This is a genomic window from Winogradskyella echinorum, assembly GCF_014297365.1.
Taxonomy (GTDB): domain Bacteria; phylum Bacteroidota; class Bacteroidia; order Flavobacteriales; family Flavobacteriaceae; genus Winogradskyella; species Winogradskyella echinorum.
In genome coordinates, this window is record NZ_JACOQD010000001.1 from 465,407 (window position 1) to 492,122 (window position 26,716).

Below are 26,716 nucleotides of genomic sequence, written 5' to 3' on the forward strand. Positions count from 1 at the left end.
CCGAATTAATACCGATTTAAATGCAAATTAACAAAAAAACGAACTAAGTGTATCTGTCTTTTTATTCTTGAAGGTTGACTTAACAATCTGTAAGTCCACTCCATATTGTTTCTAACCCACCAATCTGGAGCTCGTTTTACGTTACCTGTAAACACATCAAAACTTCCACCCAAACCTTGATATACTGCTTGGTGCTGTTTTTGAATTCGCTCCATTAACAACTCTTGTTTAGGCGAGCCCATAGCAACAAATATCACATCTGGATTGTGTTTTTTTATATCTTCTATTAAAGCCAATTCTTCTGCCTCGGTTTTTATATATCCATTTCTAAAGTTGCAAATATTTATTCCTTTAAATTCAGATTTAAGCTTAGAAACAGTGGTTTCAATAATGTCTTGTTTACCACCAATTAAATAAAAAGATTTAACCTTATAATAACTTTGAACCACATCTAACCAAAGCTCGCATCCTGGAATTTTAACCACCTTCTCTGCTCCTTTTTTCTGTAATGCCCAAACAGCACCAATTCCGTCAGGATAACCTAAATTCCGGTTGATTAAAGCTCTACTTTCATCTGTAGCATGTAATATCTTCTCCGCATTAACAGCCACCATAATCTTATGATTATCAAAAGCATACTGCATCAATTCTTTTCGAGAAGTAGGAGCAAAAGTCATTACTCCGTTTAAGGACTTAGCTTCCATGTTGATCTGATTTTGTTTCTAGCAAATAATGTGCCATAGCATTAAACATAAAGGCATTGCTCCATCGCATATACGATATTTTCGAACTCATGGTTTTTCTATATTGATAGTAAAAATAGCCTTTTTTGTGTTGCATATTAGTAATGGTCCAAACCAACACTTTGGTTAACAAAGCTTCATTTTTCTGAAAAGCATTCATTTTAGATAATGTTACAATGACTTGCGCAGGACAATGAATATCTATTGGAAATGTTTTATCATGATAGTATTTTGGCATACCATCAGCCTCAAAGAAATTCTCTAAATAGTACTTTAATCCTTTATCTAAATACACTTGAAAACTTTGATCACCAGTATTTTGCTGATACGTTTCAATAGCATCTAAATTAAAACCTGTATGAAAAGAATCTATCCATGATTGCACTGGTAACAAGCCATAAATCCATGAACCATCTTCGCTTTGCAAATCGCAAGCAGCAATTACTGCCTTTTTCGCTAAATCCGCATGTTCTTGGTTTTTAGTATATTTATAAGAATAACTTAAAATCTTTGCGCCCAATAACGACGCATTAATAACAGTGTTGTTACCATCTTGAACGCTATATGAAAAAATAATTCCTCTTTGATGCGATGTTCTCGATAAATCATTAACTACAAAATTAGCGGCAGTTAATGTTTCTTTTAAAACTGTTTCGTTTTTAGTAATTTCGTAAGCTTCTAGTAACGCTTCTACACAAAAACAAGTCGCAACAACGGTTGGTGTATATTTTTTAAACAAGAATAAGCGTCTAGCCTGCCAATCGAAATTATAACCCCAAGCGGAACCCGAGTATCCCTTAGACCTTAAGCTTAATAATAATTCTGAAAGTTCATTAATACGATTTAGCAATTCTGTTTTTGTACCAAAATCTTCACATCCTTTTTCAGCCAACTTGTATAAACGACAATAGGCCAATAAAAATAAACCAACACCTTTGGTATTGTGCTCTTTTGGAACAAGCAGAAGTCTTCTAAAATTAATTGGACTACGCTTAAAACCTTGTATCCAAGCCAAACGTGCTAAATCCCAATGTTTTAATGGTAAGGCCTGAAAAATCTTAGAGTTCATCCCATCATAAGGATCCCAACCTTTAAAGTTTTCAGCCTCACAGTAATTCTTAAGTTTTAAAAAACTCGATATAACTTTAGATTTCGACTTGCTCACCTCCACGTTTTACAGATTCTAAAACTTTAAATGATGCCTTTGTAACCGCGACAATGTCTTCAAAAGGAATTGGTGCTTTACCATTGGTTAACAACCCATTTACAAAAGCTTCAACCATTTCTTTTTGGCCTTTGTTCTGATTAAAAATCTTTTGCTTTTTAGGTTTCCCTTTTCCATAAATTTTTAATTCTTTAAAGTCGTTTAAGGTAGCTGAAAGTCCGGCAGAAAATACTTCAACATATTCTTTAGTCATAGATTTAGAACCATTAGCATAATATGCAACAACTCCTGAAGATCCGTTTTCAAACTGAATTAAAATATTTAAAGTATCATTTAATTTATTGGCATCTGGTAAGGCAGAAGCCGATACTTTAACAGGAAGGCTTCCATTTAGATAGGTTAGATAATCAATAAAGTGACATACTTCACCTAAAACACGTCCTCCTCCAATTTCTATATCTTGTATCCAGGTATCACCAGGAATAGCACCTGCGTTAATACGGTATAGCATCGTCATAGGATTATTACCTACTGCTTTTTTTAGCTTTGCCGTAAGCGGAGAAAACCGTCTATTAAAGCCAACCATAACAGATTTATTGGTTTCTGCTTGCAACTCTATAATATTCTGCAACTCGGACTCTAAAAGACATAAGGGTTTTTCTACAAAAACATTCTTATTAGCTTTTAAGCTTTTTAAAACATATGACCCATGAGAATCGTGACGCGTGGCTACAAAAACAGTATTTGTCTTATCATCTAAAACATCATCCTCTTTTGTTGCACAAAACTGAAACTTAAATTTTTCAGCAACTCTTTTTGATGTAGTACCTGTATTAGTTAATACTCCTACTCTGCCAACTTCATTAGACTCTGGGATATTAGGTAATAAATTACCTTGTGCATAACTACCAGCACCTACGAAAGAAATATTTATTTTACCTAGTTTCTCAGATTCACTGGTTGAAATTTTAGATTTGTTTGTTTCTTTTTCTATATCATATTTTAAAGCAATTCCTGTAAAAGGTTCTGCTTTAGAAACCACTAAATCAAATGCTTCTTTAGCATTATCAAAATCGAATTCATGCGTTGTAAGATATTCTATATCTATTTTTTTGGTAGCGATTAAATTTTGAAAGGCTTCCATGTTTCGCTTTTCTGTCCAACGCACATAAGGTAAAGGGTAGTCTATTCCTTTTTCTTCATAATTAAGATCGTAACGTCCAGGGCCATAAGAACAGGCCATTTTGAGTTCTAGTTCTTTACGGTACCAATACGGATCTCGCTCAAAACCAGTTGGTACAGCTCCTAAAACAACTACTTTGCCTTTTTTACGAGCAATTGCACCTGCAAAATTTATAGGGTCTAAGCTAGCTGTAGCTGCCGCAATTATAACTGCATCAGCACCATAACCGTTAGTTGCATTTAAAATTTGTTCTTCAACACCTGCTGCATTTCTTGTTAATCCTAAATCGACGACTTTATTATCAACAGCTTGTTTAACTGCTGCTTCAGATACATCTATTCCTATTACGGTAACTCCAGAAGCTTTTAAAATTAAGGCTGCTAATTGGCCTAAAAGCCCCAGACCAATTATGACACAAGATTCGCCTAAACGTAAATCAGCCTGACGAACACCTTGCATTGAAATAGCACCTAAAGTATTGTACGCTGCATCTTTTAAATTGGAATCATTATCTAATTTTACACACAAGTTAATTGGTACAGAAACAATCTCAGCATGGTTGGCGTAACCTGCACCTGCACATGCTACTTTATCTCCTACTTCAAATTCAGTAACTCCTTCACCTACTTCAATTACCTCACCTGCACAACTATACCCTAATGGAGAGTATGCGTCTAGCTTTTTCATTACAGCTCTGTAAGTTTGTACTGGCCCTTGTTTCTTTAAAGTATCTATTACTTGTTTTACTTGCTGCGGACGTTCTTTAGCCTTACCAATTAAGCTTTTACGTGCTGCTACGACTGTAGAACCCTCCGTACCAGCACTAATTATTGAATAGTGATTTTTAACAATAACCATTCCTTTTCCTAGTTGTGGATAAGGTACTTCTTGTATAATCATATCGCCAGAACCTAACTTTTGTGTGAGTTGTTGCATTTAAACTTTGTTTTCTTTTATAAATAATTGAGGTTTCATTAATAAAGTGCCAAAGATACCCCAAACTAAGATATTATAATAATAATATACACCAGGAACTAGACCGATACAATCTACTAAGTACATTCCTAATAGCATCATACCAAATACTCTTACATTTTTATGTATACTAAAGATGTTTTTTATTTTTCTAATAATGAAAACGAATAGGATTAGAAATCCGATTATACCATTTACCATTAGTACCCGTAAGAATTCATTATGTACAGGCCTATTTATTCCATCACCTAGCCATTGAAAAAATGGAGACTGTTCTAGAGTCCAAAAGTCCCAATATTCTTGCCAAATATATCCACGACCTGCCAATGTATACCGAGCATCTCTCACCTCACCAGTTTGATAACCTACTTCTTTACTGAATAATTGCTCTATGTTAGTTGAAACAGCATCACCAAAAACTAATATTATAACGAGAACACCTACAAGAATTGAAAATGATTGTTTTATTCTAGATTTTGAAAACAACAATAATAAAACTATCCATAACCCAATTATTCCCACTCCTGCTTTACTGAAAACAGCATAAATAGAAACTAAGGCTCCACCAGCTAACAACAAAAGAAACATCTTAAAAAATAACCCTTTGAGTTGAAAAATAGATTGGTATATCAATATTGAAATAAGTGTCATTAAGCCATAAAATCTAACTGGAAATGCATCGTGATAAAAGCCAACATATCGTGTTAACCCTACAGTCTCTCTCTCCTGAAACACAACACCTGTACTCAACTGATAAACACTAACTAATATAGGAAACACTCCACATATCATAATAGCAATTAAAAATTGCTTAAGACATTTTTGATCCTTTAAAAAGATAGGGATTAATATAAACCCTAAGTAAATATTAATATTAAGGATAACGGTTTCTATGGTCGCCATAGGTTTAACTCCTAAAGCCCAAATAAGTCCTAATGACAAAGCCAAAACGTATATTTTTGCAGATTCTAACCAACGCTTTGGAACACTCTTTCTATTTAAAAAAACTTTAAAATATAAAACTGAAATCAGTATACCTTGAACACCAAGTATCGATAATGGTCCAATCTTTACTTCCCAAAAAGCATCTACTATAGATTTTGTAGCTACCAAAACTAAAAAGGACGCAAACAGACCTTTTTGTATTTTGGCAGCTATTATAGCAAGTAAAATAAATATAGGCACTAATATCATGACACGTCTTTATGCACTTTAGGTAATGGTCTATAAGGTTTTTCTAATGTTTTTAGAATCTTTATAGGGTTACCAGCAGCAACCACTCCTTCTGGTATATCTTTATTAACCACAGAACCTGCTCCGATTATAGCATGGTTTCCTATGGTAACATTGCGCATAACCACAGTATTAACACCAATAAACACATGATCACCAATGGTTACATAACCTGTTCCATTATCTTCTTGGTTAATAATATGCGCAGCACCATCATGAGACAATATATAACAACCATGTGTTATTAAACAATGATCACCAATGGTTACTTTACCGCGCCTTACATCTATTTTAGCTCCCAAACTAATCATAGTATTTTTACCAATTGTAGCCCCAGATGCTCTTAAAAAAGACATTTGAAACAAACGAAGTATATTCCCTAAGTAGTGTATAAGTTTTCGAATTACTACTTTCATTATGTAAGCGTGTTAGAAATGATAGTTTTAAAATCTTTTGATATTTTTTCTATTGAAAAATCGGAAACAACATAGGCTCTATTATACTCACCTATTGCTCTTCGTTTTTCATAATCACTTAATATTGCTTTTAATGCTATTTTAAGTTGCTCTAGATCACCTGGCACAAAAGAAAAACCATTTAACTGGTCTTTAAAAACTTCCCTATGAGCACCAACTGGTGTAAAAACAGTAGGCTTACCCATTGACATAGCTTCAAGAAGCGAACGCGAAAATCCTTCAGAATATGATGCTGTTAAAAAAATATCTGTTGTGCGCAAATGCTTCATTTTATCGGCTCCATTAATTATTCCCAAATTAACATAGTTATTTTTGTAATCTGAGTTTACAATTTTAGCCTCAGCTTCAAAAGGATCTTCGTAAGTGATTTTTTTACCAGTAAACTGGTTGTAAAAGACTCCGCGTTCTCCTTTTCTTATATTTCCTGCAAAATAAAAAGTTGCAAAAGGAAATTCCTGACAAATTTGAGGAATTATTTTTAAAATATCGGTAAATCCTTTGGCTTTCGTCATATGACCCATAACTAGTATTTTACCTTGTTGTATCTCAGCATCATCACTTTTAGCATATTGCTCCGTATCCATAGCCTGATACAACACTGCCATTTTAGATTCTGGTACAAAAGGATGAAATTGATCTTTTAAATAATTGGCTTGTACAATGGCACAATCTACTTTCTTTAAACTATAACCAACAAGTTTTTTAATAATAGGATTAAACTGAGTAAAATTTAGTTTAAAATGACTTCCCCTTAAGTGAATAATTACTTTAGCACCAAAGAGTTTACTGAGTAAAATTGTCCAAACATCTCTTCCAATCCATCCAATTTGGGTTGGTGTAATTGGGTAATACACACATTTGGGTCTATTAGTAATTAGTAATTTAAAAAGTTTGGTGAAGAAAATAAAAAAGTTAGTTAACATTGACAGATCTAACTTTCCCTTTTTAGTGTTATCGCTTCTAAAATTTGTTTTAAGAAACTTAATATTAAAAGCATTGTTTAAGGTATCCGATTCTAAAAATTGTTGCATACTCAATTCTGGACCTGAGTACGGAGGAGGCGTTGGACCAATAAATAATATTTTTGGCTTTTTACTCATTTAATAAACTTGCTTTTATTTGTTGCACCCATTTTTGAACCGATAACTCTTCCCCTTTTTGCTTAGCACTGTTGCATAGCTCAATAAGCTTTACTCTATCTTGTAAAAGACTGGTAATTATTTTTGTGTTTTCCATTATATTATCATCAAGAATATAACCATTTTTATCATTTTCTAAATAACTGATTTCTGGCCCGTGTTTTTCTGCTTTTAACGTAATATATGGTCTACCATAGGCAAATGCATGATTTATTGATAAACCTGAAAGCCCTGGAATAAATACTAAAGATGTCCTTTTCATTATTGGTGCAATTTTAGCTTCATCAACTAATGTACCATGCCATTTAATCGTCGTATCTTTTTGTATGGCATCTTTTACAATATTTTGCTCTGGACCATCACCAATTATCTCAAGCCTAAGCTGTTTAAAGTTTGGTTTTAATGCTTTGTAGTAAGCTATGACATCTTTAATTCTTTTAGAAGGAATTAACCTACCAATAAAAAGTATCGTTTGCAATTCTTCTGGAGGTAGTTGGAAATTATAATATTTTTCTATTTCAGTATTATCTATGGTGTTATTTGCCCAAAATGCTTTTTGTGGTGATACTAATTTTTGTTCTACTGCAAATTTCGAAGCTTCTTCTGTATAATAAATAACACGATTTAAATATCTATTAAAGAATTTTGAAAGCTTGTAGTCTAAAAATCCATAAACACCATTCTTAGATTTCAGTTTTGCATGATTATATGAAAATAAACGTACAGATTTATTAAGTTTTCTAAGTTTTATTGCATAAAAAAACAATGACAAATTCTTTTTTTCAGCTGGTATCAATACCCAATCAAAGTTACTCAATAGTAATTTTAGCTTTTGCTTTACCTCTATAGATTTCCCAAAGTTTTTCTTAGAAACATTAACTTTAATAAGCTCAAAACCCCAATTTTCATCTAGTTCTTGATCACCCATATTGTCTCGTCCTGTGCCAGACAATATTGTTAAATCTACATCATTTTGAACAGCTAGATGGTTTAAAAAACGTGCTTTATAGTGATTAAAATTTGGTGCCAGCCAAAGTATTTTCATAAAGTTATATCAATTTTAAATAGACATTATAATAATCTCTTTCCATACGCTCTATGGAAAAATTATTTTTGACATAAGCAATTCTTTTATGAGAATCATCACCTATTTGAGCCATGTTTTTAGAATACCAAGCTAATCGTTCTGCTAGTTCTGCTTCTGAGTTAACTATGTTTTCTGGCTCTAAGGGCTCAATAACCTCCTTTAATCCACCAGAATCATTAAAAGCCAAAATTGGAAGACCATAAAGATAAGCCTCTACTGCCACCAAGCCAAATCCTTCATTATCTGAGGGCTGAACACATACATGAAATTGTTTATAATATCTATCCACATTATTTGAATAACCTACAAGATCTACATTACTCTCAAGGTTGAGTCTTTTAACAAGCTGTTTTATTTCAGAGAAATTAACACCATCTCCAACTAATATCAAACGTCCCTTCTGTTCATTTTTCAAGAATAAATTAAAAGCATTTAACAATCTATCAATCCGTTTTCTTGGGGTAAATCTGGAAACCAAGCCAATTGTAAATTCTTTATCTTGAATAGTATTTAGTTTGTATGACCCTATAGAAACACCATTTAAAATGACTGCTTTCTTTGTTTTTTTTAAACCATAATGAAGTTTTGCTTTAGACAAGGTAGAATTAGAATTCGTTACAAAATAATCAACTTTATTAAGCTCGTATTTTTTTAGAGTTTCTCTAATTGTATATTTAAAAAAATTCTCTTTTCTTACCCCTTTAGAAAGGCCGTGAATGGTATAAACCACCTTAGCATTTGAAGCTTTTGCCGCCATTGACCGAATTGGAGAAAAGCTATGAAGATGTACAACTTGAAACGTATTAAACATAGTTTTTAAGTTTTTAAAAGTAGTCCTACTCATGTCAAAACCACCTTTAATACCTGATTCTAAAATCGGAATATTTTGAGAAAGTAAATACTCATAATATTGCCCCTTTGTAGTATCTAACATTATAACCACATCTAACCCTTGCTTTTTTTGCTCAATAGCAAGCTCAATCACTAAGCGCTCTATACCACCTATATGTGGACTATTTATACAATGCACAATTTTCATTGAGATGGTAACGCTTTTAAAAAATTATCGGTCATTTTTTTAATACTATGATTTTCTTTAGCGTAATTATATACATTAGTGGACACCATGTTAAATTGCGTTTTATACTGTAATAATCCTTCTAAGCAATCTACCATTTCATCAGTACTTTTTACAACAAAACCAAGATCATTTTTAACCACAACATTATCTGGATCGAACCCTAAACTTACTATAGGTACTTGCCTTAACCACGCTTGTATAAACGTATTAGGGAAACCATCACCACCAGGTGTAGATGTATTTACAAATACACTAGCAGTATCGAAATAGGTTAAAGCATCATCAAATGATAGTTTACCTGTAGTAATTAAATTATTTGGTTTATTTTTTAATAGCTGATCTACATAATTTTTATTGCTATGTGACCCAATCATTACAAATTTGTAATCCGTATGCTGCATCCTTGTCGCCAATTCTATAAACAATTCTGGTTGCTTATGTGGTCCCCAATTTGCACACCATAAAATGGTTTTGTTTTTAAACCTTTGTGGAATAGCAATTAACTTATTTGGTATTGGGTGGCCAGATATCATCCGATGAGACTCTAAATTAAAGTTCGTTTTAACTTGCTGTTTTTGAAAATCATTTTGAGTAAAAGCAACATCTACCTGCTTCATACCAGACCTTCTAAAATAATCCATCAATTTATTATTTAAAGCAAAAACAATATACTTAATAAGCCCTAGCGATTTAACTGAGGCTTGTTCTTTAAACTTAAAGTAGTGAAAATTTGCAACTGGATTTTTATTATCGGTACAAAACCAAATTAGTTTACAATTATTTTTAGAACGGTATCTCCCAAGCACATAAGTAACATTAGAAGACATACGTTGTAGAATGTAATCTGGTTTTATCTCTGCTAGAGGTTTAAGGTATTTATTTTGATCTCTCCATGGAAACCTACCAGAAGGTTTTAAATAATACACTTCAATATTACCTATAGTAGTATGTGAGTTAATTTTATTTGGCGTTATTGTTTGACAAATATAAGATACTTTAAAGCCTCGTTCTGCCAATGATTGCGCTAAATAATTAGCCTGCACCTCTGCACCACCACCACGCTCACTAATATGCCATGGCATAACAAATACTACCTTACTTCCTTTATGCATTCCCTTTAAATAACTTCTTATATGTTTGAATTATTTTATCATTTGAAAATTCTGCTTCTGCAAACTTCTTAGCATTATTACTCATTTGAGTTATTGTTTCTGGTGAAGCTATAAGTTCTTGCAGTTTTGAAACTAATTTTTCTTCATCTCCATAGGAACAGAATCCTATATTATGTTTTTTCATCCACTTATTAGGGTCATGGTGCAATGATAATACTATTGTACCACTCAACCAACTTTGTAGATAAGCATTAGGGAGCCCATCTGCGTCTGGCAAGCTGGTATTAATATAAATTTTTGCTTCTTGATAATATTTAAAGGAATCTTTAAATTCTATTATACCAAGGCGTTTAATTTTAGTACCCTTTAGTTTATTATCAATATTATTATTATATGATTGATTATTTGTACCTCCTCCTAAAACCGCGTACCATTGGTTGAGTTTAGAACGATTTATTATATCAATAAATTTATCTGGTTGTTTTTGTTTAGAAAGCGTTGCCAACCACAAAATCATATCTTTTTTTTCAGATTGATGTACCACAGGCAAAAAATAACTTGGCAACACAATCCCTTCTTTATTGAGTAGCTTTTTAACGGCATTTTTTTGCTGTATGGATTGATTTACAATAGAAGTTGGCAATTTCATACCTTTATTAATGTACATATCTTCATATGCTTTTAATGGCAATAACACTAATGTTTTAATTATTCCCAGCTTAGAGTACTTTAAACGTTTTAGATTTTTCCATTGCTCTGCACTATCATCTCCATTAGTTCCCCATACATAAGGAATATTAGCTTTATTGGCATAAGCACCAGCTACATATTGCATGGTGTTTCTACCACGTACATATACAGCATCTGGTTTTACAGTATTAAGTTTTTCTTTATATAGAGGCATAAGTTGTTTCCAACCTAGCAATCCGTTTTTATGCTGAAGCCAATAGAAATGAATTCCGTCTTTAAATTCATAAGCTGGTTTAGTTTTGTCTTTGGTACTACATATATAATGTACATCTATCTCAGATTTACTAAATCCTTGAGCCAAATTATGCAATTGTACCAAGGTTCCATTAATAGATGTAAACTCGTCAAATAAATAGGATTGGGCTAAAATTGCTAATTTCATTAATATTATTTTCTTTAATAAATCTATAAAGTTAATGATAGACTTATTTAATTCGGGTTTCTAAAAAATTTGTAAAGAAATATTCAACACCTTCAGAATTTAGATGATGCTCATCATAATAGTATTTTTTATCCATTATTGATCTTGAAAAATCGTAATAATCAACAGATTTAGCAAAACCCATTTCATTTAATGAATTAACTAATAAATCGTGTCCAGGCCAAGCACCAAACAAAGCCGAAGGAATAATAATTTGAAGCTTAATATCATTCTCTCTGCAAATATTTCTCAAACGAAATAATCTTTGTTTATTAGACTCAACACCATCAAATTTATTAGGATAATATAACTTAAATAAATCATTTAATTTATCCTGATTTATAGAGTCTATAATTTTAGTTTTTTTCTTTTTAACTAAAGGTTGTTTTTTAATCCATTCTTTAGGATTATATTTCGATTTGACGTAATTAAACAGCCTTTTATGCTTATTGGGTGCATCATAAAAATAATAGTTAAAATAAAAACTTAACTCTAAAGGCTCATCATTAAAAGTATTAGTTGCATAATTTAAATGGTTAGTTAAAAATAATGTTGGGGACAACACTAAAACTACTTTCTTAATCTTAATATTATTCTCAATAACATAATTGAAATAATATATTTGATCCTCAAGACCACACATTGCATTACCCTTACTTATATTTAATACAGAAGCATCAAGTATCCTTTCTATTTCTGCATGATTACCACCCCTTGAATAAACCCTAGCATGAGAAATTCCCATAAAAAGTAAATCGTACTCCTTTTTCTTTTCAAATAAATTTACACTATTTTTTAAATTAGAATTATCGAAATTGCGCGATTTCACTGAAAAAGAGAGAATATAGGATCCTAGATGAAAAAACAGAATGACTATTAAGCTATAAATTATTATTTTTTTTAAAAAAATCTTCATTTTAAAAATCGAAATATATAAATTCTGTTAATTCAAATTTCCCATAGACAAGAATCGTAAAAACTATGATGAAGTAAATGACCCGACTATACACCTTAGGTTGCGAACTTGAAAATTGTAAAGCAAAAGTTTTATCTCTATTTCTCCATTCTAAGACAACCATAAAAAGTATAACACAAAAAATTTTAATTGGTTTAATTGCTATTGCAGCTTCCAAAGAAAATATTTCGCTAATATAATCAGTTGCACTAGTAAAATTTTTGGCTCTAAAAAAAATCCAAGCAAAACAGGTTAACATAAATGTGAAACTTATTTGAACCACCTCCTTTAAACTTGGAAATATTCTATTTGCTGCCACTACATCTAAATGATTCCTGTTTTTATTTGTTAATAATAAGGGCAGAAAAAATAAGGCATTTAAAAATCCCCAAACAATAAACGTCCAATTTGCTCCATGCCAAAACCCACTAACAATAAATATAATAAACGTATTCCGAACTTTCATCCACTTACCCCCTTTACTTCCGCCTAACGGAATGTATAAATAATCTCTAAACCATGTAGATAAAGAGATATGCCATCGTCTCCAAAATTCGGCAATATCTCTAGAAAAATAAGGAGTAGCAAAATTTTGCATTAAATTAAACCCAAATAATTTTGCAGTACCTATTGCTATATCTGAGTATCCAGAAAAATCACCATAAATTTGAAATGCAAATAACACTGCCCCTAAGATTAAAGTTAATGCATTATAATCTTGAGGCGCATCGAAAATTTGATTTACATAGACTGCACAATTGTCGGCAATAACCATTTTTTTAAACAATCCCCATAGAATTTGACGCATACCATCTGTTGCCAAATCATAGTTAAATTGCTTCTTTTCTTTAAACTGTGGCAATAAATTTTTTGCTCTTTCTATTGGACCTGCAACTAACTGAGGGAAAAAACTAACATAGGCAAAAAACTGGATTGCATCTTTTGTGGGCTCTAATTTTTTTCTATAAATATCTATCGTATAACTCATTGTCTGAAACGTATAAAAACTAATACCAACAGGCAAAATGATTTGTAATGAAGACACCTCCATTTGGATTCCGATAGATTCAAAGGCGATTTTAAAATTATCTATAAAGAAATTATAATACTTAAAATAGCCTAGAAATCCTAAGTTTACTAGAAGGCTTGTATAAAGTAAGAGCTTCCGTTTTTTTTGAATATCAGTTTTTTCTAATAATAAACCAATGTTGTAATCTATTAATGAGCTAAATGCTATTAATGCTAGAAACCTCCAATCCCACCAGCCATAAAACACATAACTAACTATCAGTAAAAATAAATTACGGAATTTTAAATGTTTATTAAAAACAAACCAATATAGTAGAAACACTATAGGTGAAAAAACTAAGTACTCAATAGAATTAAATAACATACCTATAGCATTGATTTATATACCTCAACGGTCTGCAATGCTATATTATGCCATGTCAAATGAGATACTGATTCCTTTATTTTTTCCTTATCATTTAAAATTGATTCTCTCTTTTGGTATAAACTTATAATAAGTTCAGCTAAAGAATTCTCATTTTCTTGTGGCATAGTCCAACCCGTTTTTCCTTCTATAATTATATCCTTTACACCATGTTTTTGACCTATAACTACAGGAATTCCACAAGCTAAGGCATCTGCAGCCGCATTGCCAAACGACTCTACATAAGACGTTGATATATACAAATTAGCACTTCTATAAGCATTGATTAACTCTGCATAAGGTTGCTCTTGGCTTATATCATTCTTTAATGGAATTTTACCTGTTATTATAACATTATCCTGAACATTATATTTTTTTGCTAAAACCCCTAGATTTTCTTTTGGACCAACACAAAGACACTTTATTTTTTTATAAGATTTTAAAAGACTTAAGGCTTTAAATAATAATTCCATTCGCTTAATAGGTCTATTTCTACCTACTGCAATAAGCACAAAATCGTCTAGAGACAAACCGTATTTATTTCTTACTTCTTGAAAAGGAATGTTATTTATTTCATTTATTAAAATACCATTAGGTATTACCGAAATTTTATCATTTTGTGCACCTAATTCTATTAAGTTCTTTTTATTAATATCGCTTACTGCAATAATATGATTAGAGTGTTGTATAGCAAACTTAATTTTTTCTAGACTTTTTGCATCCAATTGTGCACCGTAATTTATTTCTTTTACCATCTGTACATCAGACCCTCTAGAATGTACTACAGCAGGAATATTTAGTTTACTAGATAGTTTAACAGCATCAAAACCTCCACCATGTAGCATTGGTCCATGAAGAATATTAATATTATTTTCTCTAATCATTTTTATCTGATTTATTTTAAATAGATAAGGGGTAAGAAAAGAAAAACTCTTTGCCCTATAACAAGGGTAGGGATACTGAAATGATTTCGAAATTTCTGGCATTGTACTGCATGCTACAGCTGTTGAGACCCCATTTATGGGTTGCATTTTTTTTACAAGATTATGCACAGCTATTTCCATACCTCCTAAACGAGGATAGTGATTACCTGTAATAACGCCAACATTTATCATTTCTAAAACTTTGTTTTTATCTCAGAAAGACCTAGTGAATGGAAATCATCTTTTTTAGTAAGCCAATTTAAATAAGTATCTAATCTATCTAAAATTTTAGTTACATTATCCTCTGTTAAGCTATATGGACTCATACCCACTTCAAACTCATTACTATGAAACATCATACACAAAAAAACGTCTTTCCCTTTTGCTTTAAGTATCATATCATCTGTAATATTTTTCATTTCATCAAAGTCCGCATATGTAGGTCTCAACCACGTCTGCTTTGAAAACTTGGTTAAATAATTAAAGATAATATGCTGATAAGATTTATCAACAACAAAACCTCGCTTTAACCATAACGGAAGACTCAACAGTTTTTTATGCATTACCGTTACGGGAACTTGTAGTATTTTCATCTTACCTTTTTTTCGAAAATCTTTTAAGGATGGAAAATAAGGTTGATATGGTGAACCGAAGAAATTGATGACTTTATTACTTTCTTTATGTTTTATTGTAGAATCTGGTGTAACAGAACTATCAACTAAATATCCCAAGTCTTGTAAAAACTTTAAAGAAAACTCACTTATACCAAAACGACCAGCTCTAAATGAAAGGGGCTGATATCCAAAAGTATCCTTAAATAAAGTTGTTAAATTTTTAAGCTTAGCTTTTTCTATTTCAGGCTTAAAATTACTTTGAAACTCTTTTGTTGTTTTTGAAGAAAAATCAGCTTCTGGACCAATAAATTCAGAGTGTAAGTGAGTACCAAGCTCAACTCTACTATTAAATTTCTTAAAAATCTCTACTGATTTTTGATCTCGTATTATTTCTGGGCTTAAAAGATAGGTTGCTTTTACATTATATTTATCAAATATAGGCTGTAATTGACTCTCAACTCCATTGTAAATATTATGAAATGAAAATGGTTGCTTCACTATCCATTTTTCGCCTTTATCACATTCTGTATCAATTGTGATTGCAAGATAAATTTTTGATTTCATGCTACTATTCATTTTTATCAATTCGCATGTAATGCATATTCTCTAATTGGTTATATGGTATTTTAAAATCTGAATTTAATACATACAATAATGTACTTGAGTCACTTTTAGTAATTTTATAATTGTTATTCTGAAATACTTTTTTTATTCCTTTAAAATTATTGTGAATACTATTTATTTTAATAATATTTTTATTTAACATAGCTAAGCTATATGTATACTTTAGCAATTGATTAAGATAAAGCATATTTTCCTTGTAGATAGCATCTACAATATAAAATCCATTTTTTGATTTTTTTAAAACCAATACTGCCTGTAGTTTTTTATTCTTATCAAATGAACCAAACACACTATAAGTACCTGTGGTCTCGTCTAATCTCCACTTTAAATATTCTTGAGATTTTTCACAAGTAATATCAAACTTATTTTTTTGAGCCGCAAAGAACGTTGAATATTCCTCAATAGATACTTCTCTAATGTCATTATTTTGCTTAACAACTAATTTTCCAAACACGGTCAATAAAAAATTATAACCTTTCATAGCAGTATGTGTGTACCTTACTCTTTTTGTAGCTTTGTAGGATGAGAAAAAATCCTCAAAACCTAACTTTAACAACGCATTTCTAGATTTGGCGTTTCCTGTACTATATACAAAAGTCACATCTTTTTGAGAACAAAATGTGTTGATATGACTAAGCAGCTTTTCAAATAAACCTAAACGTCTATAATCTTTATGAGTTGCTCCATCACATAATATACCAAAGCGATAAGGCTTTTTTAAAATAAACATTTCATTAATTATCACTTGTGTGGTTGCTATACACAAGTCATCTTTAAAAATACAAAAGGTATATTCCTCTATACTGTAATCTCCATTTACATTGTGTTTCCATCGGTAATAGTCCAAGCCCTTACCAAAACTTCTATCTAATAAATCTAAACATTGATTAATTTGAGTTATAGATGTTTTGTCTAATAATGTTATTTGATACATATAGGTTATTATCTTTAAAGATTACTTGCTTTTTTTACTTTTAATTTAACAAGAACGTTTTCAAATAGCTCTCGTTTTAATCTCCTTAATATAACAACAAAAATTATTGCTCCTATAATGAGTTGTATAACCAATCCGACTATTGGTCTTATACTTAAAAAAGTAATACTATATACTGGAATAAAAATTATCACAGCAATCAATAATGCTTCTTTAATAGTTGCTAATGCAGCATTCTTTTGTTCTAGTACTTTATTATAATATATTGAAGTGTAAATCCATCCAAACAATGCTCCTAAAAGATACCCTATCATTAAACCATAAACACCAAAATCTTCCATTAAGAGGTACATAATTGGCAAAGAGAATATCACCTCAACTATTGTTGAAATAAATATCACTCTAGATTTACCCTTAGATATTATTGCACTGCGCAAAATGTGAGACAACCCTCTTAATAAACCAACAACAGAAAGCACCATTAAATAACCTCCTGCCTCATTCCACTCATCACCGTAGAATGTTGGAATTAAATTTTGACTTATTGCCATTAACATTACCATAAATGGTATAAACAATAATGATGTATATTCTAAAGCAATCGTATAATTAGCCCTAAACTTTTCTACTTGATGCTGAACCTTGGAAAAACCAGGTGTCAAAACTGAGGTTAAAACTGATTGAATTTTACTTGCAGGCACAATAGCAAGATTAAACGCAATATTAAATAGCCCCATAATTTCTTTTCCAAGAAACCTACCTGTTAACATTCCTATAATATTCTCAGCAAAAAAATAAACCATATGAGCACCTAACATATTTATTCCAAACTTAAATAATGGTTTTACCCCTTTAAATTCTGGTTTACTTGGCAACCATTTTCCATAATAAAATGAGAGCAAACCATAAATAATTCGCTGTATAATTAATCTCCAAACTAGAGACCACACCCCAAAACCATAAATGGCCATTATGATTGCAGAAATATTAGCAACAAGCATAGAAACGATTTGCGCAATAGAAAAGTTTTTAAACTCCATGCGTTTACGAAGAAGTATATTTGGAAACTGAAATGTTTGCAGAAATATAACAAATGCCATTGCCTCTATTATAGGAGCTAAACTAGGCTCTTCGAAAAAGTTTGCCGCAATACCAGCCCCAAAATAAACTGCTATTGTTAGTAATATATTAAGTGCTAATTGTATATAAAAGACAGCAGATATTTGCCCTTTTGTAATATCTTGACTTTGAATAATTGCAGCGCCAAACCCAATGCTAGTCATTGCCAATACAAATCTATTAACAATTAGCGCCATAGCAACTAAACCAAAATCACCACGAGTTAAAAGTCTAGCTAAAACTATTGTAAAAACAATCTGTAAAACTTGTTGAATAACATCTGCACTACCACGCCAAGCAATACCACCAACAACTTGTTTTTTTAATGATTTCTGGGACACAATAGAATTTATATAATGTGTAGTTTATTCTTAGCTCAATTAGCGACAAATATATTCTAAATATAAGAGTTTAAATAGTAAATAATTACATTTAATAAACTACTAGAGCTTATATTATATTTAAAACAGACTTAGTCTGTTAGAACAAAATCTATTTCATCACCAAAAACCACTTATTAAGTAACTCTTGTCTGTTATATAACATTCTTTCTTTTGTGCTCCAGTCAATCACTTCAAAACCTGCGTGTTCGCATATAGCTTGACCAGCAGCTGTATCCCATTCCATGGTCGGTGCAAATCTAGGATAGCAATCGGCTTGCCCTTCGGCAACCATACATAGTTTTAATGAGCTTCCTTTAGAAATTAATTTTACATCGCCATGCTTTTCTCGCATTTCTGTAACATAAGCTTCCGTTTCGGATGACATATGTGAACGACTTGCAACAACTGTAAAAGTTCTATCTTTTCTTTCTAAAGGTAATTTACTAGCTTGGTCCATCAAGTCATCAACATCATAATCTTTAAGATTAACCGAGATTTTATAAGAACCAATATGCGATGTTGAAAAATAAAGATCTCCTAAAGCTGGCACATAAATAACTCCGATTACAGTCTTTTGATTTTCTATTAAAGCAATATTAACTGTAAATTCGCCATTACGCTTAATAAACTCTTTTGTTCCATCAATAGGATCAACAATCCATAATTGCTTCCAATCTTTACGACTAGTATAAGGTATAGATTTGCCTTCTTCTGAAAGTACAGGAATATCTGTTTTGCTTAAATGTGACATAATCACATTGTGTGACGCTAAATCTGCTTTTGTTAAAGGTGAATTATCCCCCTTCAATTCAACTTCGAAATCATCAGAATGATAAATCTCTAATATCTCTTTACCTGCTTCTAAAGCTGCTGTAATAGCTATTTTTAAATTTTTGTTCATCAAAAAATTAAATAATCATTCCTGCACCAATGGTTTCATTGGTTTGCTCATCAATAATAATTAAACTCCCTGTTTGGCGATTCTTTTTATAAGCATCGTAAAACATAGGTTTTGCTGTTCTAATTGACATACGAGCGATATCATTCATTTCAACTTTATCAATGTTTTCAATTCTATGTAAGGTATTTATGTCTATTTTATATTTCAATTCTTTCACCATACCTATACTTTCATTTGTAGTGTGTTTTACAACCACTTTAGTACGTGCTTGAATAGGCTTTGTACTCATCCAAGTCACTAAAACTTCCAAATCCTGACCAATTTCTGGCACATTGTTTTCGCGCACAATCATATCTCCACGACTGTTATCTATCTCATCTTCTAAAGTCATTGTTACAGACATTGGTGCAAATGCCTCTGAAATCTGCTCACCATTTAGCTCGATTGTTTTTATTGTAGAAACAAACCCAGATGGTAACGATTTTACTTTATCACCAGGCTTAAAAACACCTCCATCAATACGACCTGCAAAACCTCTATAATCTTGATTTTCTAATGTATGAGGACGAATTACAGATTGGATAGGAAAACGACAATCAATTAAATTATGATCACTAGAAATGTGCACAGTTTCTAAATGATACATTAATGTACTCCCTTGATACCAATCCATATTCTCTGAACGATTAACCACATTGTCTCCGTTTAATGCAGAAATTGGGATAAACTGAATATCATTTATCCCTAATTTTGAAGAAAACGCCTTAAAATTTGCAACTATGCCATCATAAACCTCTTCACTATAATTTACCAAATCCATTTTGTTTACACAAACAATGGCGTGAGGTATACGTAGTAAAGACGCAATAAATGCATGACGATGTGTTTGTTCTAACATTCCCTTACGCGCATCTATAAGTATTATAGCTAGATTAGCCGTTGAGGCACCAGTTACCATATTGCGCGTATATTGTATATGCCCTGGTGTATCAGCAATAATAAATTTACGTTTTGGCGTTGCAAAATAACGATAGGCCACATCAATAGTAATGCCTTGTTCACGTTCAGATTTTAATCCATCTGTAAGTAAGGACAAATCTACATAATCAAACCCTTTACTTTTACTAGACTGTTCTACAGCGTCTAATTGATCTTGAAATATTGATTTACTATCATACAGCAAACGACCGATTAATGTACTCTTACCATCATCAACACTTCCTGCTGTTGTAAAACGTAATAATTCTATATCTTGATAATTCATTGTATTCTTTAAATTTAAAAGTAACCTTGTTTTTTACGATCTTCCATTGCTGTTTCGGCGCGTTTATCATCTGCGCGTCCACCTCTTTCAGTAGTTCTTGTTGTTGCAATTTCTTCAATAATTTTATCTAAGTTATCAGCTTCAGATTCTACTGCACCTGTTATAGGCATATCTCCACAGGTACGGTAACGAATAGTCATATTTTCTACTTTTTCGCCTTCTTTAAGTTTAATAAATTCTGAATTTGCTAAAATCACACCATCTCTTACCACACAATCGCGTTGATGTGAAAAATAAAGTGATGGTAAGTCTATATTTTCTAATTTAATGTATTCCCAAACATCCATTTCTGTCCAATTAGAAATAGGAAACACTCTAAAGTGCTCTCCGTAATTTTTTCGCCCATTGAAAAGATTCCACAATTCTGGTCGTTGGTTCTTTGGATCCCACTGACCAAACTCATCTCTATGAGAAAAGAAACGTTCTTTTGCACGTGCTTTTTCCTCATCACGTCTTGCTCCACCCATTGCTGCATCTACTTTATATTCTTCGAGCGTATCTAAAAGCGAAACAATTTGCAAAGAATTACGAGAGGCATCTGCACCTGTTTCTTCTTTAGCACGTCCTTTGTCTATAGCCTCTTGCACAGAACCCACAATAAGTTTAACTCCTAATTTTTCAACTAGGTTATCTCGAAATTCAATAGTTTCTGGGAAATTATGTCCAGTATCAATATGAATTAAAGGAAATGGAATCTTCGCAGGATAAAATGCTTTTTTAGCTAAATGGGTTAACAATATAGAATCCTTACCACCAGAAAACAATAATACTGGATTTTCGAATTGCGCAGCAATCTCTCGAATTACAAAAATCGCTTCCGATTCTAATTCTTTTAAGTGATTAATCACATAATTACTCATATTTCTAATTTTAATTTTTGAATAATAAAGTTTAAAACTGTTTGAGTGGAGTCTTCAACAGACTGATTATCTGTTATTATTTCTAAATCTGGATTTTTTGGTGCTTCATAAGGAGCTGAAATACCTGTCATATTCTTTATTTCCCCTGATCTTGCTTTTTTATACAATCCTTTAACATCTCTTTTTTCACATTCTTCCAAAGATGTATTTACATAGATTTCAATAAAATTATCTGTACCAACAATACTTTTTATATTTTCTCTGTCCTTTATATAGGGTGACACAAATGCTGCTAAAGTAATAACACCTGCATTAATCATTAAATGCCCAATTTCGGCAATGCGTCTAATATTTTCAGTACGATCTTCAGGAGAAAAACTAAGGTCTTTATTAATTCCTTGTCTTATATTATCACCGTCTAAACTAAATGTAGAAATTCCTTTTTTATGAAGCTCTACTTCTACTAAATTGGCTAAAGTAGACTTACCCGAACCCGACAAACCAGTAAACCATATTAAAAAAGAACGATGATCATTCAGTTTTTCACGATCCGCTTTAGTTATTTTATAATCTTGCCTAATGGTATTTAAACTCATTGCAATTTATTTTTTTAACGTTTTTTTCTGTTATCTAAACCAAAGTCAATTCGATACCATAATTTCTCATGACCATAATACAATAGCATCTTAGTAATTATCTCTGCACCTCCAATTTTTATTCCGGTTAATGGATTACCTGTTATTATCCAACTTAATACAATGGTATCCAAAGTACCTACAGCTCTCCAAGAAAAAGTTTTTAAAATATGGCGTTTATTTGAAGACTTTACTTTCGATTTATACCAAAGCCTTTCATGCACATAATACAAGACCATCTTAGTTACTAATTCAAAAACACCAATTTGAAAACCAACAGTGATATCATTTGATATAAACCAGGACAAAAGAAATGTATCTAATGTACCCAAAATACGCCATGTAATTGTTTTGGCTATATGGCGTTTACTGAATTTCAACTTTATTTAAATAATCAAATTTTTATACATGCAAAATTAACATATAAATACAACTTATAAACAATGTTCTTAAATAATGGATATCACCATCACAATTTTTACATTTAAATCAAAAAAAAGAGAGAAAACTTTAGATTTCGAAATAATAAATAAGATCTATGAATTATTTATTATTTGTAAAACACTTATCAACTAAAATAATTAGAATTACACTATTAATTATATTATGAAGAAGTTGAAAAAAAAACTATAAAAAAGTTTCTTATAAGATTTCAAAAAAAAACGCAATTTTAATGAAAATAGCTACAAATGTAAGAAAATTACCTCGTTAAAACCCCGTTTGTCTAGGAAATTTTACATAGAAAGTTTGTTTATTCGCAAATTTTACTACCTTTGGACACCCTCTATATATTAAACACTTAAGTGATAAAAAATATAAATATTAAAGTGTTTAGATTAAAATTTATGAAATTATGAAAAAGACTTACTTTTTATTAATGGCTTTATCTTTTGTAATATTTGGATTTGGTCAGACTATTGTAACTGTTGATCGTCCTAATATTTCAGGACCGACAAATACAGATAATGTTGCTTCTGTATCTTCCGTTGGTTTTACTCGAGGCGCAGGTGTTGATCAAAGTACCGCAAATGCTAACTTTACTTCCAGAAATTGGACCGTTGGAGCTGATCAAGCTACTGCAGAAACTAATAATGACTATATTGAATGGTCTACAACTGCTAGTACAACCTTTGAAATCACTTTAGATGAATTAGATATTAGACTAAGAAGAAACACAAATGGACCAAGTAATTGGCAAATTTTTTACAGCCTAGATGGTTTTGCTACAGCTGGTGTACCTCTTGCTGGTGTGCAAACTTTAGCAGCAAATACAAATACAAATTTCAATCTTCCAAGCTTAGGAATTTTATCTGGCCCTTCTGGCACAATAACTTTTAGATTATATGCATGGGGTTCAACTACTAATGCTGGTATTTTACGTATTTTACCTAATACATCATGGTCAATATCTGGAAGTGTACCATCGCCAGGATTAAGACTTGTTGGTAGTGTTGCAACAACATCATTAAATAGTATTGATTCTGATATAACCACACTAACATTACCAGGTGTTCCTGACTCTAATATTGACTACACATCATTTAATGCCACTTCTGGATTAACCGTTTTTCCAAGCGCAAACTCCAAAGCAATAGGAGCTTTTACAATTAGAGATGGTGGAGCTGCAGCCTCTGATTCAGACATTGATGCCACAATTTTAAGTTCAATTGAATTTGAAGTAGCCAATAGTGAAAACATTGCTGCTTTAGCTATTTTTGATGGTTTTGCTAATATAGCAGAGGTTACTACAGTTACTGACTTTACGAATTTCACTGGCTTAAACTTAATAGCTCCAGATAACGGAACAAAAGATTTTTATGTATTTGCAACTTTTAAATCTGTTGTAACTGATAATGACCAAATTCAATTAACTGTTAATTCTGTAACAACACCTGCAGCCGGAAGTTCACTTTTTGCAACAGCTAATGCAGGTGGAGCAGCAACGTCAATAGCTGGTGATGATAACCGTATTGAAGTTACTGCGAGTCAATTTGTATTTCAACAACAGCCAACTGATGGTAATCAAGGAGAGGTAATGGTACCTTTTCCAACCATTTCTGCCGTAGATGCTAATTTAAATAAAGATTTAGATGCAAATATTACTGGTATTAGTATTGCAACTACGCCAGCTAGTAGTATTGTTGCAGAAACATATGATATGGTTAGCGGTGAGGCTATTTTAGACAATGTTTTATTCACAGATACAGAAACTGGAATAAGCTTAGTAGCTACCGCACCAGGTCTTTCTGGTACTAGTAGCACATTTGATATTGGAGGACCACTTGTAAATATTGTAGAGCAAAATTTTGATACAGCTACAGGTTGGACATACACAAGTGATACTGCCTTTTTTGGAACTGTTGCTGACTGGGGAGATACTTTAGGGTATTTTGGTGAAATAGCCTTAGCCGATGCTGCACCAATAAATAATGTTCTATTTTCTGATGAGATACTTGGAGAAAATGACTTAAATGATACAAATAACCCATTTGCTGTTATAACGTTTACTGATATAGATGTTAGTTCTTATTCGAATATTAATATTCTTTTTGATTGGCAAGTTGTTGGTTATAACAATAATGCTAACGACATTCAATACCGCCTTGTTTACAATGGTAGTACAGCTGGTACTGGTGGTTGGCAAACTGTATTTGATGGAAATGGCCCTATCAACGACGATCAAGGAAGGGTAAAAATCTCAATACCAGACGGAAATTCTACTGTTGGTATTCAAGTACGATTAAGAAACAACAGAGCTGCTGGTTATTCTGGTTTTGATAACTTTAGATTGGTTAGTGAATTCGATGGTTTGATTTACAGTGGTGGTAATTGGGCAAATGGTATTGCTCCAGATGCAACTACAGGAGCTCAAGATGCTTTGGTTTTAGATGGAAGCTATAATGTTGGTACTAATATTGAAATTGATAATTTAATTATTAATAATGGTGCTACAATTACAGTCGCTTTTGGTCAGTCTATAACGGCTAATTCTGGTATAATTAATAACGGAACGTTAGAATTAAATTCTGTTTCAACTTCATATTCTAGTTTAATTACAGATAATGTTAGTGGAGAGGTAGTTTACAACCGTCACGTCAACCAATTTGCAGACTCTGATTCTTCAACAGGAAATAATGATTTTATTTCGGCGCCTGTAACTAATAGTGCTCAAACATTTTTAGCTCTAAGAACAGCTAATCCAGATATACCTTCTGGAAACATTGGAGGAGTCTTTTCATATTTATTTGGCCCTTTTGATAATGACGCCAATACTTATGTGAATTACACAGCCGCAGATGATAGTTCAATTATAACATCTGGTATAGGATATAGAACTGCATCTCTACAACCTACTGGATCTACATTTAGATTTGTTGGTGATGTAGAAACAGGATCACTTTCTGTACCTATTACTGTCGGTACAAGTAATATTTTTAATCTTGTAGGTAATCCTTATCCTTCTTATATTTTACTTGATGAGTTTTTATTAGCTAACAATAGTGAATTAGATCCTGCAAATTCAGGTGTATATGGCTATGACGGCTCTGCAACAGATGGTTATACTATTTGGAACCAAGCTTATTCAGACGCTAACCCTACTGCTGTTATGACACCAGGACAAGGCTTCCTTTTAGCATCTAAAACTGGTGGTGGAACAATTAGTTTTACACCTGCTATGAGATCTACGGGTACAACAGATGATTTTATTTCAGGAAGACCTAATGGACAAAACTTAGCGCATGTAAAGCTTCAATTATCAAAAGAGGATTCATCATCTTACAATACCGATATCTATTTTAATGACAATGCATCATTAGGTATGGATTCTGGTTATGATTCTGCAATGTATAGTGATGACACACCATCATTTGCAATGTATTCTCATTTAGTTGAAAACAATTCTGGCAAAGACATGGCAGTACAATCGGTTAGTTATGGTGATTTAGATAATGTAACTATTCCTTTAGGAATTAATCTTACTCAAGGTGAACAAGCTGTAATAAGTATTTTTGAAAATAATATACCTGAAGGTGTAAACGTAATTCTAGAAGATAATGTTACTAATACATTTACAAATTTACTAACAAGTGACTACACCTTTACACCTAACTCTACTTTAACGGATACAGGTCGTTTTTACCTTCATTTCTCACGTGGAATATTAAGTACAACTGATAATGTATTTAACGGTTTAGAGATTTACACTAATGCAAATCCTAAGCAGATTGTAGTTAAAGGTCAGTTAGCAGCTAATACAACATTTAATCTTTATGATTTACAAGGTCGCTTAGTAAATACGCAATCATTAAATACTGAAAACACAACAAATAGAGTTGATGGTTCAAATTTAACTGCTGGTGTTTATGTTGTACAATTAGAAAGTAATAATGGGAATAAAACCCAAAAAGTGATTTTAAAATAATTTTATAAAATTATTAACAATTTTAAAAAGCGCATCTATGAAGATGCGCTTTTTTTATATCCATATAAAGTGATTAAATTATTTTATTACACTTAAAAGACTCAACATCAGAATTCTAATTTTTTCAAAATTAATTTTCGTTGTAAGATTTTTTTTAACATATTTTAACAATTATCTACTTAAAATAAAAGTTAAACAAACCTTTTCTTAAAGCTAAATTAACA

At 31.7% G+C, this 26,716-nt stretch carries 22 protein-coding genes; 1 reads left to right on the forward strand and 21 read right to left on the reverse strand.

The window, feature by feature from the left end; all coding sequences use genetic code 11:
- Window positions 1–5 precede the first annotated feature (5 nt).
- The 21 genes from H8K90_RS02100 to H8K90_RS02200 form a co-directional block, all read right to left on the reverse strand.
- A complete protein-coding gene (locus H8K90_RS02100; protein ID WP_186844286.1) occupies window positions 6–704 on the reverse strand; it encodes a WecB/TagA/CpsF family glycosyltransferase in 699 nt (232 codons plus the stop codon).
- The gene (locus tag H8K90_RS02105) at window positions 694–1,908 is read right to left on the reverse strand and encodes a delta-aminolevulinic acid dehydratase (RefSeq protein ID WP_186844287.1); all 1,215 of its coding nucleotides are present in this window, start codon (window positions 1,906–1,908) and stop codon (window positions 694–696) included. Before H8K90_RS02105 ends, H8K90_RS02100 begins: the two co-directional genes overlap by 11 nt.
- A complete protein-coding gene (locus H8K90_RS02110; protein ID WP_186844288.1) occupies window positions 1,889–4,027 on the reverse strand; it encodes a Gfo/Idh/MocA family oxidoreductase in 2,139 nt (712 codons plus the stop codon). Before H8K90_RS02110 ends, H8K90_RS02105 begins: the two co-directional genes overlap by 20 nt.
- The gene (locus H8K90_RS02115; protein ID WP_186844289.1) at window positions 4,028–5,260 is read right to left on the reverse strand and encodes an O-antigen ligase family protein; all 1,233 of its coding nucleotides are present in this window, start codon (window positions 5,258–5,260) and stop codon (window positions 4,028–4,030) included.
- Complete coding sequence (locus H8K90_RS02120) at window positions 5,257–5,715, reverse strand: acyltransferase (protein ID WP_186844290.1); 459 nt, start codon at window positions 5,713–5,715, stop codon at window positions 5,257–5,259. Before H8K90_RS02120 ends, H8K90_RS02115 begins: the two co-directional genes overlap by 4 nt.
- A complete protein-coding gene (locus tag H8K90_RS02125) occupies window positions 5,715–6,875 on the reverse strand; it encodes a glycosyltransferase family 4 protein (RefSeq protein ID WP_186844291.1) in 1,161 nt (386 codons plus the stop codon). Before H8K90_RS02125 ends, H8K90_RS02120 begins: the two co-directional genes overlap by 1 nt.
- The gene (locus H8K90_RS02130; protein WP_186844292.1) at window positions 6,868–7,959 is read right to left on the reverse strand and encodes a glycosyltransferase; all 1,092 of its coding nucleotides are present in this window, start codon (window positions 7,957–7,959) and stop codon (window positions 6,868–6,870) included. The genes H8K90_RS02125 and H8K90_RS02130 overlap by 8 nt, the downstream gene beginning before the upstream one ends.
- A 4-nt stretch (window positions 7,960–7,963) precedes the next feature.
- Window positions 7,964–9,040 (reverse strand): glycosyltransferase family 4 protein, encoded by a 1,077-nt coding sequence (locus H8K90_RS02135; protein WP_186844293.1) that lies wholly within the window; start codon window positions 9,038–9,040, stop codon window positions 7,964–7,966.
- Complete coding sequence (locus tag H8K90_RS02140; protein ID WP_186844294.1) at window positions 9,037–10,194, reverse strand: glycosyltransferase family 4 protein; 1,158 nt, start codon at window positions 10,192–10,194, stop codon at window positions 9,037–9,039. Before H8K90_RS02140 ends, H8K90_RS02135 begins: the two co-directional genes overlap by 4 nt.
- Complete coding sequence (locus H8K90_RS02145) at window positions 10,187–11,326, reverse strand: glycosyltransferase family 4 protein (protein WP_186844295.1); 1,140 nt, start codon at window positions 11,324–11,326, stop codon at window positions 10,187–10,189. Before H8K90_RS02145 ends, H8K90_RS02140 begins: the two co-directional genes overlap by 8 nt.
- Window positions 11,327–11,369: 43 nt before the next feature.
- Complete coding sequence (locus H8K90_RS02150; RefSeq protein ID WP_186844296.1) at window positions 11,370–12,194, reverse strand: hypothetical protein; 825 nt, start codon at window positions 12,192–12,194, stop codon at window positions 11,370–11,372.
- A gap of 88 nt (window positions 12,195–12,282) precedes the next feature.
- On the reverse strand, window positions 12,283–13,713 hold the full coding sequence (locus H8K90_RS02155; protein ID WP_186844297.1) for an MBOAT family O-acyltransferase: 1,431 nt from the start codon (window positions 13,711–13,713) through the stop codon (window positions 12,283–12,285).
- A 2-nt stretch (window positions 13,714–13,715) separates the two neighbouring features.
- Entirely contained in the window at window positions 13,716–14,867 is a 1,152-nt protein-coding gene (locus tag H8K90_RS02160; protein WP_186844298.1) for a glycosyltransferase family 4 protein, read from the reverse strand.
- Between the two features lie 2 nt (window positions 14,868–14,869).
- On the reverse strand, window positions 14,870–15,853 hold the full coding sequence (locus H8K90_RS02165) for a polysaccharide deacetylase family protein (RefSeq protein WP_186844299.1): 984 nt from the start codon (window positions 15,851–15,853) through the stop codon (window positions 14,870–14,872).
- Window positions 15,854–15,857: 4 nt separating this feature from the next.
- Window positions 15,858–16,847: a GNAT family N-acetyltransferase gene (locus H8K90_RS02170; RefSeq protein ID WP_186844300.1), complete on the reverse strand. Its 990-nt coding sequence runs from the start codon at window positions 16,845–16,847 to the stop codon at window positions 15,858–15,860.
- Between the two features lie 14 nt (window positions 16,848–16,861).
- Window positions 16,862–18,307: a lipopolysaccharide biosynthesis protein gene (locus H8K90_RS17040; RefSeq protein ID WP_186844301.1), complete on the reverse strand. Its 1,446-nt coding sequence runs from the start codon at window positions 18,305–18,307 to the stop codon at window positions 16,862–16,864.
- Between the two features lie 151 nt (window positions 18,308–18,458).
- Window positions 18,459–19,250, reverse strand: coding sequence for a 3'(2'),5'-bisphosphate nucleotidase CysQ (gene cysQ, locus H8K90_RS02180; RefSeq protein WP_186844302.1), 792 nt, complete (start codon window positions 19,248–19,250; stop codon window positions 18,459–18,461).
- A 7-nt stretch (window positions 19,251–19,257) separates the two neighbouring features.
- On the reverse strand, window positions 19,258–20,514 hold the full coding sequence (locus H8K90_RS02185; protein WP_186844303.1) for a sulfate adenylyltransferase subunit 1: 1,257 nt from the start codon (window positions 20,512–20,514) through the stop codon (window positions 19,258–19,260).
- Between the two features lie 14 nt (window positions 20,515–20,528).
- Window positions 20,529–21,434: a sulfate adenylyltransferase subunit CysD gene (gene cysD, locus H8K90_RS02190; protein WP_186844304.1), complete on the reverse strand. Its 906-nt coding sequence runs from the start codon at window positions 21,432–21,434 to the stop codon at window positions 20,529–20,531.
- Window positions 21,431–22,030, reverse strand: coding sequence for an adenylyl-sulfate kinase (gene cysC, locus H8K90_RS02195; RefSeq protein ID WP_186844305.1), 600 nt, complete (start codon window positions 22,028–22,030; stop codon window positions 21,431–21,433). Before cysC ends, cysD begins: the two co-directional genes overlap by 4 nt.
- Window positions 22,031–22,044: 14 nt before the next feature.
- The gene (locus H8K90_RS02200) at window positions 22,045–22,449 is read right to left on the reverse strand and encodes a DUF2061 domain-containing protein (RefSeq protein ID WP_186844306.1); all 405 of its coding nucleotides are present in this window, start codon (window positions 22,447–22,449) and stop codon (window positions 22,045–22,047) included.
- A gap of 473 nt (window positions 22,450–22,922) precedes the next feature.
- Between H8K90_RS02200 and H8K90_RS02205 the strand changes: the two genes are divergently transcribed.
- On the forward strand, window positions 22,923–26,492 hold the full coding sequence (locus tag H8K90_RS02205; protein ID WP_186844307.1) for a beta strand repeat-containing protein: 3,570 nt from the start codon (window positions 22,923–22,925) through the stop codon (window positions 26,490–26,492).
- Window positions 26,493–26,716: the final 224 nt, after the last annotated feature.

Coding starts and splice junctions, on each gene's coding strand:
- H8K90_RS02100 (WP_186844286.1), bottom strand. CDS start 704: ATGGAAGCTAAGTCCTTAAACGGAGTAATGACTTTTGCTCCTACTTCT.
- H8K90_RS02110 (WP_186844288.1), bottom strand. CDS start 4,027: ATGCAACAACTCACACAAAAGTTAGGTTCTGGCGATATGATTATACAA.
- H8K90_RS02115 (WP_186844289.1), bottom strand. CDS start 5,260: ATGATATTAGTGCCTATATTTATTTTACTTGCTATAATAGCTGCCAAA.
- H8K90_RS02120 (WP_186844290.1), bottom strand. CDS start 5,715: ATGAAAGTAGTAATTCGAAAACTTATACACTACTTAGGGAATATACTT.
- H8K90_RS02125 (WP_186844291.1), bottom strand. CDS start 6,875: ATGAGTAAAAAGCCAAAAATATTATTTATTGGTCCAACGCCTCCTCCG.
- H8K90_RS02130 (WP_186844292.1), bottom strand. CDS start 7,959: ATGAAAATACTTTGGCTGGCACCAAATTTTAATCACTATAAAGCACGT.
- H8K90_RS02135 (WP_186844293.1), bottom strand. CDS start 9,040: ATGAAAATTGTGCATTGTATAAATAGTCCACATATAGGTGGTATAGAG.
- H8K90_RS02140 (WP_186844294.1), bottom strand. CDS start 10,194: ATGCATAAAGGAAGTAAGGTAGTATTTGTTATGCCATGGCATATTAGT.
- H8K90_RS02145 (WP_186844295.1), bottom strand. CDS start 11,326: ATGAAATTAGCAATTTTAGCCCAATCCTATTTATTTGACGAGTTTACA.
- H8K90_RS02155 (WP_186844297.1), bottom strand. CDS start 13,713: ATGTTATTTAATTCTATTGAGTACTTAGTTTTTTCACCTATAGTGTTT.
- H8K90_RS02160 (WP_186844298.1), bottom strand. CDS start 14,867: ATGATAAATGTTGGCGTTATTACAGGTAATCACTATCCTCGTTTAGGA.
- H8K90_RS02165 (WP_186844299.1), bottom strand. CDS start 15,853: ATGAAATCAAAAATTTATCTTGCAATCACAATTGATACAGAATGTGAT.
- H8K90_RS02170 (WP_186844300.1), bottom strand. CDS start 16,847: ATGTATCAAATAACATTATTAGACAAAACATCTATAACTCAAATTAAT.
- cysQ (WP_186844302.1), bottom strand. CDS start 19,250: ATGAACAAAAATTTAAAAATAGCTATTACAGCAGCTTTAGAAGCAGGT.
- H8K90_RS02185 (WP_186844303.1), bottom strand. CDS start 20,514: ATGAATTATCAAGATATAGAATTATTACGTTTTACAACAGCAGGAAGT.
- cysD (WP_186844304.1), bottom strand. CDS start 21,434: ATGAGTAATTATGTGATTAATCACTTAAAAGAATTAGAATCGGAAGCG.
- cysC (WP_186844305.1), bottom strand. CDS start 22,030: ATGAGTTTAAATACCATTAGGCAAGATTATAAAATAACTAAAGCGGAT.
- H8K90_RS02205 (WP_186844307.1), top strand. CDS start 22,923: ATGAAAAAGACTTACTTTTTATTAATGGCTTTATCTTTTGTAATATTT.